Origin of the sequence: Acetobacter sp. DmW_125128 (assembly GCF_008704325.1) — a bacterium.
GTDB classification, from domain to species: domain Bacteria; phylum Pseudomonadota; class Alphaproteobacteria; order Acetobacterales; family Acetobacteraceae; genus Acetobacter; species Acetobacter oryzifermentans.
In genome coordinates, this window is the sequence record NZ_VHOP01000001.1 from 56,644 (window position 1) to 69,628 (window position 12,985).

At 49.8% G+C, this 12,985-nt stretch carries 17 protein-coding genes; 7 read left to right on the forward strand and 10 right to left on the reverse strand.

The window, feature by feature from the left end:
• The 6 genes from FKW19_RS00280 to FKW19_RS00305 form a co-directional block, all read right to left on the reverse strand.
• Entirely contained in the window at positions 1-360 is a 360-nt protein-coding gene (locus tag FKW19_RS00280) for a hypothetical protein (RefSeq protein WP_089178539.1), read from the reverse strand.
• Positions 357-1,007, reverse strand: a complete 651-nt coding sequence (locus tag FKW19_RS00285; RefSeq protein WP_089178538.1) for a phage baseplate assembly protein V — start codon at positions 1,005-1,007, stop codon at positions 357-359. Before FKW19_RS00285 ends, FKW19_RS00280 begins: the two co-directional genes overlap by 4 nt.
• Positions 1,000-2,196 carry a hypothetical protein gene (locus tag FKW19_RS00290; protein ID WP_089178537.1) on the reverse strand — a complete coding sequence of 399 codons (1,197 nt, stop codon included), beginning with the start codon at positions 2,194-2,196 and terminating at the stop codon, positions 1,000-1,002. Before FKW19_RS00290 ends, FKW19_RS00285 begins: the two co-directional genes overlap by 8 nt.
• Complete coding sequence (locus FKW19_RS00295; protein ID WP_089178536.1) at positions 2,193-2,402, reverse strand: hypothetical protein; 210 nt, start codon at positions 2,400-2,402, stop codon at positions 2,193-2,195. Before FKW19_RS00295 ends, FKW19_RS00290 begins: the two co-directional genes overlap by 4 nt.
• A complete protein-coding gene (locus FKW19_RS00300; RefSeq protein WP_089178535.1) occupies positions 2,403-3,326 on the reverse strand; it encodes a hypothetical protein in 924 nt (307 codons plus the stop codon). It lies immediately after the preceding gene.
• Positions 3,327-3,424: 98 nt separating this feature from the next.
• Positions 3,425-3,679, reverse strand: a complete 255-nt coding sequence (locus FKW19_RS00305; protein WP_238331234.1) for a hypothetical protein — start codon at positions 3,677-3,679, stop codon at positions 3,425-3,427.
• A 428-nt stretch (positions 3,680-4,107) separates the two neighbouring features.
• Here FKW19_RS00305 and FKW19_RS00310 point away from each other — a divergent pair, with 428 nt between their 5' ends.
• The 4 genes from FKW19_RS00310 (at position 4,108) to FKW19_RS00320 (ending at position 5,991) form a co-directional block, all read left to right on the forward strand.
• Positions 4,108-4,371: a hypothetical protein gene (locus tag FKW19_RS00310; RefSeq protein WP_123809123.1), complete on the forward strand. Its 264-nt coding sequence runs from the start codon at positions 4,108-4,110 to the stop codon at positions 4,369-4,371.
• Positions 4,372-4,910: 539 nt separating this feature from the next.
• Positions 4,911-5,084 (forward strand): hypothetical protein, encoded by a 174-nt coding sequence (locus tag FKW19_RS15285; protein ID WP_162870735.1) that lies wholly within the window; start codon positions 4,911-4,913, stop codon positions 5,082-5,084.
• Positions 5,085-5,319: 235 nt separating this feature from the next.
• On the forward strand, positions 5,320-5,655 hold the full coding sequence (locus FKW19_RS00315) for a hypothetical protein (RefSeq protein WP_089178531.1): 336 nt from the start codon (positions 5,320-5,322) through the stop codon (positions 5,653-5,655).
• Between the two features lie 42 nt (positions 5,656-5,697).
• Complete coding sequence (locus FKW19_RS00320) at positions 5,698-5,991, forward strand: hypothetical protein (RefSeq protein ID WP_089178530.1); 294 nt, start codon at positions 5,698-5,700, stop codon at positions 5,989-5,991.
• 286 nt (positions 5,992-6,277) lie between these two features.
• On the opposite strand, the gene FKW19_RS00325 is transcribed toward FKW19_RS00320, so the two are convergent.
• Both FKW19_RS00325 and FKW19_RS15510 read right to left on the reverse strand, forming a co-directional pair.
• Positions 6,278-7,090, reverse strand: coding sequence for an ORF6N domain-containing protein (locus FKW19_RS00325; RefSeq protein ID WP_089178528.1), 813 nt, complete (start codon positions 7,088-7,090; stop codon positions 6,278-6,280).
• A 474-nt stretch (positions 7,091-7,564) separates the two neighbouring features.
• Positions 7,565-7,786: a hypothetical protein gene (locus tag FKW19_RS15510; RefSeq protein WP_193561039.1), complete on the reverse strand. Its 222-nt coding sequence runs from the start codon at positions 7,784-7,786 to the stop codon at positions 7,565-7,567.
• Between the two features lie 100 nt (positions 7,787-7,886).
• On the opposite strand from FKW19_RS15510, the gene FKW19_RS00335 reads away from it, so the two are divergent.
• The 3 genes from FKW19_RS00335 to FKW19_RS00345 all read left to right on the forward strand — a co-directional run bounded on the left by FKW19_RS00335 (position 7,887) and on the right by FKW19_RS00345 (position 9,394).
• Positions 7,887-8,474 carry an Arc family DNA-binding protein gene (locus FKW19_RS00335; RefSeq protein WP_089178526.1) on the forward strand — a complete coding sequence of 196 codons (588 nt, stop codon included), beginning with the start codon at positions 7,887-7,889 and terminating at the stop codon, positions 8,472-8,474.
• Positions 8,475-8,534: 60 nt separating this feature from the next.
• On the forward strand, positions 8,535-8,942 hold the full coding sequence (locus FKW19_RS00340; protein WP_199798458.1) for an Ltp family lipoprotein: 408 nt from the start codon (positions 8,535-8,537) through the stop codon (positions 8,940-8,942).
• A 122-nt stretch (positions 8,943-9,064) separates the two neighbouring features.
• Complete coding sequence (locus FKW19_RS00345; protein ID WP_089178525.1) at positions 9,065-9,394, forward strand: DUF3761 domain-containing protein; 330 nt, start codon at positions 9,065-9,067, stop codon at positions 9,392-9,394.
• A gap of 16 nt (positions 9,395-9,410) precedes the next feature.
• Here the strand turns inward: FKW19_RS00345 and FKW19_RS00350 are convergent, their stop codons facing one another.
• Together FKW19_RS00350 and FKW19_RS00355 are read right to left on the reverse strand one after the other, a co-directional pair.
• Entirely contained in the window at positions 9,411-10,550 is a 1,140-nt protein-coding gene (locus FKW19_RS00350; protein ID WP_087635441.1) for a hypothetical protein, read from the reverse strand.
• Between the two features lie 59 nt (positions 10,551-10,609).
• A complete protein-coding gene (locus FKW19_RS00355) occupies positions 10,610-12,931 on the reverse strand; it encodes a hypothetical protein (RefSeq protein WP_089178524.1) in 2,322 nt (773 codons plus the stop codon).
• Between the last annotated feature and the right edge of the window lie 54 nt (positions 12,932-12,985).

The following is a 12,985-nucleotide window of genomic DNA, read 5'->3' on the forward strand; positions in this document are numbered from 1 at the left end:
TCAGGTCAGCGTTAGAGCCTGCACGCTGTTTGTTTGCGCGTCTGTGTAAGAAATCAGGCAGGAAAATCCGCCATCGCCATTATCAGTCAGGGTCACAGTCACAGGCTGCGTTTGATCAATTCCCACTTCTAAGGCGCATTGAGAGCGGATGAGTGCATAAAGCTCTTCTTCCGTGATGATCTGGCCGATCTTTTGGGGTAACCCGGCGCCATATTCAGGCTGCCAGATATATCCCATCTGTGGCGTCATAAGTCGCCTAAGCAAGCGTTGCCGCACGCCATCATGGTTGCTGGAAATTACAAGCGCTCCAGAAGCGTCAACTTGTAGATCACCACCCCATTCGTGGGAAAGGCAACTCATCCAATTGGCCCCCCAGTATTCTCGCCTTTATTGCCATTGCTGTGGACGTGCCCGGTCAGGCTGATATTGCCCGCTTTGACATCCTGATCAGTGGTCATATTCCCACCAGATACATCAAAGCCAGAAGCAGACAGCGTGGCTGTAACCCCACCAACTTTCCATTGGTGCCGACCATCCTGAATGGTGGCTGTCGTGACATCCCCCGCTCCAGAATAGAGTGCATCCCGCGTGATGTGCATCCACGGAGCAGCAGATGCCGCCTCTCCTCTTTCACGGCTAGTTTCATCCACAGGTGGCGCGCCACATCCAGCCATCAGGAGATATTCCCCCGGCTGAGCCACCTTTCCTGTCGCTGGCGATACTGGTGGCGACATCACAGTGCAGAATACAGGCGCGGCCACAACAGAATGTTCAGGGTCGCCGCAAACCGGCAGCAAATGCACCTGTGCGCCCACATTCGGCGGGCACGAAATACACAAGTCTCCGACCTGCACAGCGGCAAACGGCAGCCAACCCGTTTCTACGCCCCCTGGCATCACCTTGACCTTTACGTCATATGTAACCGGGTCAACTGCTGAGATCAGACCGTTTTCTTGCTGCCCATAAGTGCCCCCAGCAGCAAACGCCATTGGCCTTCTATCAATCATATTCCTGCGTCTCGTCCTGCGTTACATCGCGGTTGCGCAATGTCACATTTTGCCGAAAGCCTGCGCCCTCACCGTACGATGTTGTCACTGCATCCACGGCATGCGTTCCATCCCATGTGGAATTTGTACCAGTCAGAGACATGAACTGCCGAGGCTCTAAGGCGATAATTCCCGGCGCTTCGTAAGAAATCACACGCTCATGCGCGATAATTTCATGGTAAAGCTGCTCAGCGCGGGCCTGCACTTCATCCATACGCAACCCCGGAAACTGGAAACTATGCAGGTTCCCAGATTCCGATGCCTTACGGGCAGATCCTCCATCAGGGCCGAAATACCATTCCACCTTCGTACGCTGCCGACTGTCCCAAGACAAAACATGCACCATCACGCCCTTAGCAATCTGGTAGTCGCGCCTGAGAGTAAGGTTCCCGCATCCGGCCTGAATGGCAGCATTGGAACTTCTATCTACATAAGCCAATTTATGAACAACGGCACCGTCAGACGAAGGCGAAAGCATCGGTCTGCACACAAGCATCGTGCCATCTACATATAGATCAGCCTGTGAACTATTGGCGATATACCGGGCTAGATCAAAAGCACTGCGGAAGCGATTACCACTCACCCCAGAATGACGCTTGTGTTCTGTCTGCCGAAACTGCCCCTGCATACTGCCAAAGATTGACACATCAGCCGTTAGGCCTGCACGAGAAGCCATATCCTTGATAATTTCCGGCCCCGTCATGTTCATCCATGCATCCAGAACGCGCATGTCCAAAAGCCGCGCTAGATAATCCCGACATTCAATATCAAGCGTGGCTATAAGCGGTTCATAAGAAACCGTTGTCACCATTCCCTGAAACACCGTCGCCCATTGCGCGCCACCTAGAGCAGCGTCCTGCATTTGCAGTGTAATATCGATTTCAGGCCCCGGTTTGCCGTTCGCCACACCCGCTTGATCAAACCATCCGGCGACACCGCCCGTTCTGGCTGAAGCCAAAAACTGACGGTCAACAGCAAATGTCAGCGTAAGAGTGTCCGCACGAGAATATCGTGTTCTCATCAGGGAGAACTGTTTTGCCTGTGTTTCCTGTCGGGATTTTCCGTCAATCAGAACCCTACAACGAGGCGCGCGGCACCAATTAGCAGCACTAGAACCAACAACGGTTACCGCCTGTGTAATGTCGCTCATGATGTATAATCAGGAATGCCCGCATTCTGGGTCTGATCAGGTGTAGGCAGCGTGAGCGTTACAGGCATCGTGAAAGGCGAAAGATCAGGATCAATTAGCCCGTTCAATTGCGCAATCCGCCACCATTGCGTGGCATCTCCCAGTTCGCGGCAGGCCACGTGGTATAAAGTACCATCTGCCGCGCTTACTTTAATAGTATTCGCCATCTACACCGCTGCCGATACAAGTTGCCAGTTTCCGCTACTGTCTCCAGCGGTTAAAGTGTTAGCATAGCCGCGATTAACCAAAGCTCCACTATCAACGGCAGAACTTTGCAAGCCTGCATTGGCCGTAAGCACTGAAAGACTAGGGCCATTCTGGATAGAAATTCCCGAAATATTCGCCCCAGATTGCGAAATGGTGGTCAAAAGGCTGGCACCAGTAGATTTTAAACCTGTCACGATTGACGCCACATTATCGGGCGCAGAGGCCAGATTGATACCCGCGCCCGATAGCCCCTGCACCATAGTCAACTGATCACTAACGGATGCCAAAGCACTGCCCGCGCCGACCATATTTGCCAACGGGATTACCTGACCGATAACAGCCTGCCCTTGCGCAGAAATATTGGAAAGAGTTTGTGCGCCATCACTGATTGCACTCGTCACATCAGAAAACGCACTAGCCGCGTCATCTCCGATCAGCGATGAAAGTGCAGATGTTGATGTGCTGGTAGATGCAGCCGAAGTAGACTGGCGCTCTAGCTGAATACGATACGGAATGATCGCGCCCTTAAGCGAATAATCAAAGGCATATTCAGCAATAATAACCGTTTCATTGATGCCTGGGCCCGTAAATGGAACCGGCTGTCCCGCATCACGCATCTGCGCGAGAAGTTGTGCGCGTGCCAGCGCATTCGGGCCCGTGAAGCGCGCATTCCATGAGAACCGCGCCGGGTCGTTGCCTAGTCGGTCAACAATCTTGGTGCCACCGGGCAACCAATGCACTTCAAGCCTTTGTTGGCCACCATTAGTTAGAACATCTGGAATTTCCATACCATACAGCGGCACACTACCCAGAGTAACAGGCGCAGTTGTCCCGTAACGCCCTATAGAGCCAATGACGTTTTCAATGCTGAGCAGGCTGACCATGGCGCTAACAAAAAAAGCCGCTCCATATGGGAGCGGCTTGATACAAAACAGACGACGATATACCGATATATGGCATAACCCGCATGCGGGTACAAGCCCTATTGCACAACACCCTGATTTGAAAACACCGGCCACGTCTGCAACGGCTGCGTAGAATTACGCGGCACGAACGCTCTGTGCTTCACATTAATGTCGGGATTTTCCGCCATCTGCTGCAATTCTGAATCAGATCGCAAATCCAACGGCAAAGATTTAGCCGTGAATACAGAATGCGTAGCAAGGTTTTCAATGCGCCCACACACGCTTGCCGCCATATCAAAACTAAACTGCCCACGTGCGTTCGGGGCGCTCATTACCCGGCGCATGCAGTGTGCGTCCGTTTCCCCCCAATCACGCCCGTACGGGGTGCCCGGATGAGAACAAGCTGAGAGAGCAAGAATGGGAAGGATAAGCAATAGAGAGCGCATAACGAGAAAATCGTACAATCCACGAAGGAATGCAAGGACGATTAGTAAGTAATTAGTGGTGTCACTAATCCGCGCAGCATTATATTGCAGGTGCAAGTGAGACATTTTGTCTCAAAAAATGGGACACGTAGTATGATACTTTTGGAAACGAAGCGTAAAAAATTTTACGATTCAGTCTAGGTACTTAATTAAAGTACTGTTATTTATGCTGTTAGACAAAAGAAGGGGGACAGCCCGGCCAGGCCATCCCCCTTTTATTCCGCTACCAGTTGGAACCGTCGCGGAAATGTTGCTAAGCCAATAGCGTGGGCTTAATGCCAACGCAAGTAACATGCGTCAAGGGCGGTTCTCTTAATCCAAAAAGAGAAAACGCGATGAGTGTAATCCCTAATTACAACCCTCGGCAGCCATCTAAAACGCTGACTGAAGCAGAAGCAACCATAATTATTAAGCGGATTGCTTCGGGTGAGTTTCTAAACCGCATTGCCGCGGACTTTGATGTGAACCCGGGGCGCATCTCAGAAATAAAAAATGGTAAGCGTTTCGGTCACTTACCTCGTCCATTCCGTCGCAAATAAGTGACAGGGGTGATATCGGAAACGGTATCACCCTTTATTATTATCTTTTATTCATCCGGTGGCGCATGGCGAAGCTTCCTCCTTTGACAGAACCTTTTCCTGCATCTGATCTTGAATGGTGGAGACAGCGTAGTACGGGCTGAAGGTTTGGTGAAAGGCTCAGATGTTATTTTTGGGCTGCCATCAGATTTTAAGTATCTGCTATGCAATATAATTCTAGATTTAGTTGCCAGAATGTTCGTGAAAGAAAATTCTTTTCTCCGAGACTCTCTGGTTTTCTGCCAGTTTTCTAAAAAGAAAGTATTTTTCTACGTGGAAATTCAATTCTGTACCCTTGCTCAAGTAACAAAAGTACGGGCATAAGTAAAATCAGATACAGAAAGAGGGGCAGGATTAGGCACCTACCCCTCTCTTCCCACCACAAACAGAACTGCTGTGTGGTTATGCTGCTTAACGCTCGCGCCCCCTCTATGGGGATTACAGTAGCATAGGTCAAGGCAGTTCATCCTTAAAAACTTCCTTAAAAAGGATGATGAACTATGGCGACTAAATCTGGCGGTGCCCGTGGCCCCGTAAAACCAAGCACTTCTTCTTCTGTGAAAACAACTGCTGGAAAGGTGCTGCATTCTGGCCGCGCCACACCCGCGCAGGCAAAGCAGCTTGCCGCTTCTGTTATGAGGCATGAGCCCGCTCACAAAGGGCCAAATAAGTAAGGTGCACAACGGCTGAACGCGGTATCTGCATAACGCCGTTGGCTTGGGGACGCTTACTTGTGGCGTCCCCAATGCTTAAGGCTACAATCAAGCAATGCTCAGTCTCTTTCACTAGAAAACCCACTGTCTGACAAAGCACCGGTGAGGGATCGGATAATTCATCCACCCAGCCCCACGCCGAGGAAGGCTGCGCGCTGTCCTCCCATTCCACGAGAACTGCGGGGAAAAGATGTGAATGGGTCATTCGTTCTCCTTAGTACGGCTGGATGTAGATGTACAGCCTTCATTAGGCAAAATGGGAGAAGATAAAATGGCAACAATACAATTTCGTCGTGAAGACACATCATTGATGGATAATTACTTTGATCACTGGAGGGGATCACTTCCTAAAAGTCCAAATCAAATTGGAAAAACAATTGTAAGTGTCACGAAAAGCGAAGGAGAAATCATCCAAATTGATGGACAGGTTCAGCCATACTCTGATTTCAACCCTATCCGTTGGGCCGATCTTGATCAAATATTTATTGACTACCTCAATACCAATTCCCATATTTGGTATCAGATCCTATAGTATTCGATATAATTATTAATTAAATACCCAAAAAGGATATTTATGATGTATTTCTTTGCCCCAAGAAAAATAGAAAAACTCTCACTTTCAGTGGGAGATAAGGTGTCATTGCTTGGTGACGATACTCAGTATTGGCAATTTGGAGCCTTTTACATTGGCAGTGTAGCACATATAGACTCGCAAGGAATCATACTTGTTGCCAATATAGTTAAAAATCGCTCTTTGGATGGCTCTTCGCAAAAGGAAGTAAACCCCCAATCCGAAATTCAGATTGCATATGAGAATCAATCGATTGCAATTCCAGCCTCATATATATGGGCTCATAAAGCAACTTAATCTACGCACCCCCAAAAGGGGCGGCCCAAAAGGGCGCCCCCTCTCCCTCAAGCTAGCGCCTTCACGCCTACCCGCTCTTCTTCTTCAAGATCGTGCCAGAGTTGGGTTAGGGCGTGAGCTGCCATCTTTATTCGCAGTTGCATGAATTCTCGCGTGGCATCTTGCCTCCCCTCCATGATTTTAGGAGCTATCACCAGCATAGCCCTGAATGCTACCCCTATGGCGATGGCGTCCATCCTCACACCAGCGTTGCCACCCTCGAAAGGGTGGCTGGCCGTTACGGCGCTTACGCTGGTGTTGGGACGAAAGGGCGCAGTTCCTCGACTATCGAAGGATACCAAACCCAAGGCTGCACAGTCCCTGCGGAATGCGCCTTTGCCTTATCTTCGTAACGCCCAAAAGGCATTCCTTTATTGGTAGGCTTCCAAACGCGCCTCTGCTTCGCGTCACGCAAACCGGTATGATATCCTTGACCGGCAAGAAGCTGGTTAACTTGGGTGTTCTTGATGCCCAGTTCTGCACCAATCTGGGTAGCGTTCATTGTGCGCTCTTGAACAGCTAATGGCTGTGGTTGCCATCCCAGTTCCTTGGGAAGATCAATGCCCATTTGCTCCTTAACCGTGGCCACCGCTTTCAATCGCGCTTGCGTCAGATCCATCCCTTGGCGTTTATTGAAGGCCAGAGCCGAGCCATGCAGGGCGATAGCTTTGCGAATACGAGTAACGTGGTCGATCTCTTTTTTCTGAGAGATCATCCCTTTCGCCCGGAAATATCCCTTCACCAACTCCTTCTGCACCTGCCAAGCCAGATCATCCGTGAAGGATTTCACCAGCATGGAATAGCCCGCTTCGGTGAGAAGGGTTACGTCTTCTGTAGCCTTAGCTGAAATCTGCAAAATTTTGTGCGTCCGAATTTCGGACGCGCTAACTTTCCAGTAATCCTCGCCTTCCATCAGGCGGTCTTTGTTATCGTTGAACCGCTTGCGCGCCGTTCCCTCTGCTCGTCCATGAAGCTCATCCATCATCTTGAAGGTAATGACGCGCTGGCCTTTATACTCGACCACGTTGATTTCGTGGTTGTTGATTGTGATCTGGCTCATGCTGCACCCCCTTCAATTGTCACATCATCATCGCGATCTTGCTTAACAATCGAAAACAATGCGGACACGCGCTCCTGTGCAGACATTCCTTTATTGATGTTTTTAAAGGCTGAGTATGATCCTATCGTTATCTGAGCACCGAACCTCGGAGAGATAAGCCCATTTTCGGTAAAGGCGTGAATAAGGCCATTGTATATGTAATGAGGAACAATCGTGGCCTGACCGCCATGGGTATTTATGCCCCCTTACTGCGTCAGCGTATTCACCAACAGCCAACTTGTCCGCGACAATCCTCTTCTGATCATCTGGAATCGGCATCGCATTAAGTAGATCGTCAAGAGATACAAACGGGAAATCAAGGCTACCGTTTACCGGTGCGAAATAACGCACGGGTTTCCCGCAAACTTGGTGAGTGTGCACCGGTATTGAAAAAGGCTTTCTTGACATGCTATCATTCGTCATAGCGAATATATCCTATTTGCTAAATGAAGCAGCGGGTTCGGTCGCCAAACTTGTACCCGCTGCCCTCATTGTTTCTTCGATTTCTTCACGTAATTTAGAAGCTTCTAGCCGGAACAATATCTCGGTGTTTAAGCTTCTGGCGTTATTTTTCGCCTGCATTTCCAACCATTTGTGTAAACTGTCGGATAATCTTAGACTCGTTTTTACGCCTATTTTTTCTTTCTGTATCGTCATAGCTCCATAATTCAGCATCACAGTGATGCCATCAACATGATCTATTTGATGCCACGTATGGCGTCAAGACAAAAAAGAAAAAAGGAGCTATGTCGGAGCCATGGAAGAAGAAACCACACTCCGATTCTCTTTGCGGGTACCTAAAGAGCTTCATGAGCGTCTTACCGCGTCCGCTAACGATCGCGGTAACTCCCTCAACGCAGAAATGCTGAGACTTCTTGAGGTCGGGCTCAAGAAAGACGAAAGCAAAGCGCCAGATAAAACCCTAGTTGAGCAGCTTCTCCCGCCTGCGATGGTTTGGCGTGTGCGTAGGTTTAGAAATGCTCAAAATCTTCCATCAAACGAGGAAGCCGCAAAACGCCTGATTAAGTTCGCCCTAGATGATCGGGAATCTACAAAGGATATCCTTGAAAAACTTCATGAAGCCTTTGATTGTGAAAAAGATTTAAGGATATTAGCTAAAGATGTAATTGCCTCTCATGGGGCAATGGCAAATATAAAATACGGGAAAGATTATGTTTGGTTTGTAACAAACTCAGATGAGTCTGGGGCAATAGATAGAAAGGGAAAATTGTATTTCTCAGAGGACGGAAGAGATTGGGATTGCGGCATGAATTACTATACCCCATGCGGCGATGAGGCACCCAAAGCTTCCGACCAAGAACTAGACGACGAAATCCCCTTCTAACCCCTGACTCCCCAACCCCTCCCCGTACGGCTATGGTGCGGGGGTTTTAGGGAGGGTGGTTTGAGACGTTTACTGCTTATGATCGCGGTTCTTACGATGCCATGGGTGAGTTGGGCGCAGGACTTCACTCCTGCTGAGCAAAATAACTTAACAGCCGCCCAAAATAATGCAGTCAGATCTGCCAAAAATTACTTAGACATGTCTGGCTTTTCACGCGCAGGCCTTATTCAGCAGTTATCATCTGACGCTGGCGATGGTTATTCAGTATCCGATGCTACCATTGCAGTGGATAGCTTGACTGTAGACTGGAATGAAAATGCAGTCAGGTCTGCAAAGCAATATCTTGAAATGTCAGGGTTCTCATGTAAGGGGCTGATTCAGCAATTATCTTCAAGTGCAGGGGAGAAATATACAGTAAGCCAAGCAACATATGGCGCACGGCAAGCCGGGGCATGCGGGGAAAAATGAATGGCCTATTCCTCCACACCAATCAGCGCATCGCTCATCAGAGACAAATAGAGGCTAGCGAGCCTTAATTAAGATTGCGCACCCTCCCCGTACAGGCAAACTCTGCGGGAAGGGAGATTCGAATGAAAAAATCGATATTTAAGCGGTTACTGGCTGGGGCTTTTGTTGCGTCATTATTCGCCACCCCAGCTCTCGCATTTGATCCATCGACATACCAAGGCCAGCAGACACAAACTGCGCCATACCAATACCAAGAGCCCGATGAAAACCAGCTAGAAGAACACCGCCACTACAGAAACGTAGACGGTCGCACGATCCATTCCCCTGCGCACACTCGCAACGGGCAAGCCCCATCAGGAGCCACAGCAAAGTGCGGCGATGGCACGTTCAGCTTTAGCCAGCACCATCGGGGCACTTGTTCACGGCATGGGGGTGTGGATCAGTGGTTGTGATAAGGCTTGAGCGATCCTATTCTTGAATAGACATCCCCGCTTTTTCTGCCGCTAAACGCATAGCGCTTGTTATATCTAATTTTGGGTTTGCGTGACACTGAGCAAGGAACCCTATTAAAAGGCGGGGATAATCATTTCCAATTGTGTCAGCATCTATATGCGCAGAAAACATCAATGTCCCTAAAAACACATTATTATGGCTTGTGTCGGCGGGCGATAAATTTTTGTGCATATCTATGAATTTGATAAAGCTTTCGCATGAATCCGAAGATGAAATATCCGATGCAATCAGATTGCGTGCGTTAAAGTTAATCGGTGGCCGCCGCTTTTCGTCCGGCAAAATATAAGAAAAATCTCCAGACCTAATGCATCCACGAACCAAATCTGTGCCATTGTCGCTTTGCAAACAAGCTTCAGCACTATTTACATCGTTTTTATTCTCAATGGTAGTTATGCCAATACGCCTCCCATCAATGGAATCCTGAGATAGCATATAAGTGCTTTTAGGTTGATATTGCCATGATGAGGGCAAATGGTAGCGGTTGACCACAAATTTTCTTGCCGCTTCTTCTTGCTTTTTATTTAAACGCTCCAAAGCATTATCAGATAACCCCGTGGGGATGGCGTCAGCTAGTTCGTTAACATACTCATCATATACCATGAGAGGCCAAGGCGCGATTTCCGTGGCAGGGAAAACATCAAATCCGCTCCCTACCCGCTCTCCTTCTGGCCGCAGATCAAAATAAGCATCTGCAAGATTTTTATATTCTGTAGGTGCCCTATCCCCCCATGGATTATTTAAGAAAATCCTTACTTTCCCAGTAACGGCACCATTTTTTGTTGCTAAACGCGCAAGGTAAGCCGCTGTAGCCGCCCAGTCCTCCATGCGCCCACCATCTTCAATCATAACCGAAATTTGGGCGTCAGGAACGCTGGGATTCGTATAGTTACGTACTGCTTCAATAATCGTAAATGGCAAAACATTACCTGAAAAAACAAGCGGTCTCCCCTCTGTTTGCGGAGCCACTTGCTCGTTTTGGGGGCGTCCAAGCGAACTGGCGTGTTCATTTTTGTATTGATTATAAAAATAGAGACTTCCGACTGTAGTAATTGCAACTGCGGCAATTACCGTCCTCCACATAGATTTATCGTCCATATTACGCTCTTTTTTTTGCGTTCAAAGGACACTAATACCAAACCCTTGGGGAACAATCATCACCAGCCCGGAACACCCGGCACCCGTGGCGTTGAAAGTGGATCTGGCATAGCATTACTTGCCCGCATTTCGCGGTCATAATCCTTCCTAACCACACTTTGCACATGCCCGGCGATCTGCTTACCATCTAGGTAAACAGATACATGCGTGTCACCTTCCTGAATTGTTGTAGGTTGATTGCGCATTTGCACTGGGGGCGTCCATGCACCTGTCGGAGTTACATTTACCCTGCGAGCAATGTTATTGCTTTGGAGGTAACCTTCATTAATTGTATCTGCCGCAACACCGATAAGCCCCCCACCAAAAGCGCCGACAGCCGTGCCTAGCCCGGGAATGAAAGACCCCGCCGCAGCGCCTGTTGCTGCTCCTGTCGCACCAGACTCAATCAAGCGCCTAACCCAGCCCGGCAAGGTATCCATAACCTTCCCAATCATATTGCCGATACCTGTAACCACATTCAGCAACATATAAACATCATTGGCAAACATGCGGATATCGTCAGGATGTTTCTCAGCGAAGTCTGCCATGCCGTTAAAGGTTTGGGTCAGCAGATTGATGGACTTCACAAACGGTCCCTGAGTAATACGGCCTATTGTAAACTCTAGACGTTCGAAGGAAGTATCCATCGCCAACTGGGCGGCTTTCGGACCTTTCGCCAGAGCATCAAGCGTTTTGGCTGCATCTGTGCGCCTTACTGCGGCAGCCTGCCGAGCAATATTCCCCTCTGCCCCGGTTGTCTCATTAGCCAAGCCCTGAATGTTCATGCGCTGGAGATATCCAATTAACTCAGGGTGTGTCCTAAGTAGAGGAGAGATATGCTTCGTAATCCATCCAATCGGATCTTCGGCAATCATTTGCTGATCGACAAACTGACCGTTGCGACCAACTAATCCGAACTTTTTCTGGCTAAAATACGCAAAATCTTTGTCTTTCATGCGGGTATGGTTGCCGAGAAATAAATCTTCAAAAGATTTAACGGCTGTAGAAGCGTTCGCTGGGTTCACGTCGATAAAGTGCGCCATATTCAGCATCCCTTCATCAGACATACGCATTCCTGCCGCACCGGCTGACTTAGCGAATGTCAGAAAGTTCTGCCCGCGCATGAACTGACGATTGGCAATAACCATAGCCAACGCTGTATTCGTACTTTTTTCTGCGCGATCGAGCGAAAACTGACCCGTCTTCTTATCGTAAAATCTGTTGGCGATATCTTGAGCTCGAATAAACGCAATGCTTTCCCGCATGGCGTCTTCCGGGCTCTTGCCCAACAAAAGAAAGGACTTATCAACCCGGTTTAGAAGGCTGGCAATGTGTGGCGACTCTCCCATTTCGCCCCCAGACAATTCGTACGATTCCTGTGCAATCCGGGCAGCATCATTAGGCGCAAGAAACGGGTTATCCTTCATGGATTGCTGCGCGATTGCCTGAATAGCCCCCATATTCTGCGCGGCCACAGGGTCGCCACTCATCCCCCGGAATGTCTGGTCATACCCCGCAGCCTGATCAAACCCGTTCGCGGCAAAGTGCGCCACACTATGCGCACCCTCATAAGCGGCTAGAGGCCCCACCCAATGGGGCAGACGTGCTGCGGCTGCTATGGTTGCGCCACGCTCGGCCATTTGCGCAGCGGGTGAGCCAGCAGGTGCATTAGAAATCGGCTTCCACGGCCCATAGGTCTGGTTGCCACCCATCCACTTGCCATCCATACGCAGGTTTCCCGGGTACGGAATAAGCGCCGTGCCGGGGGCAGGTTCGCTCTGCGTCCAGTTGGGGCGGTAATCAGCGGGATTGTCGCGCCGCCGAAAGTTGGGCGTATTCCCCATGCTATCGCCCTGCCCCGGCAGCGGAATAAGCGCGGTTCCAGTTTGCGGGGGCGGCAATAGCGGAACAGGAGCCCCCGGCACATTCATAGCCGCAGCAGAATACGGAGAAACGTAAGAGCCCCCGGCATCCGTAATTGGGGTAGCCGATGGCGGAATAGGAGATACCGCACGCGCACGGCCAGAGGGCGCAGGCGAAACAAACGGCGCAAATCCCCCGCCGCTCTCGCCAGTTTGTGGAGCAACAGGCACACGGAATTTAGAAGATGCCGAGGCAATCGTGCGCGCTGCCCGTGCTGCACGCTCCATGTCCGAGGCCATACCAGCGGTCAGCCGCCGCGCACCGCCCAGAGACGAAACCATGTTGTTGAAGCCCATCTGCGCGTCTTTCTGAGCAGATGCCAGTTGCCCCAATGCACGGATCATTTCACCAACAGGGCCAACAACCTGCGTGGCATCCGCGACGAGCGAGACGCCGATTTTATAGGCTTCAACAGTCATATTTCTTTCCTACTGGAGAGCGTCCAGAGTCTCATTTTTGGGGAACATCATGCT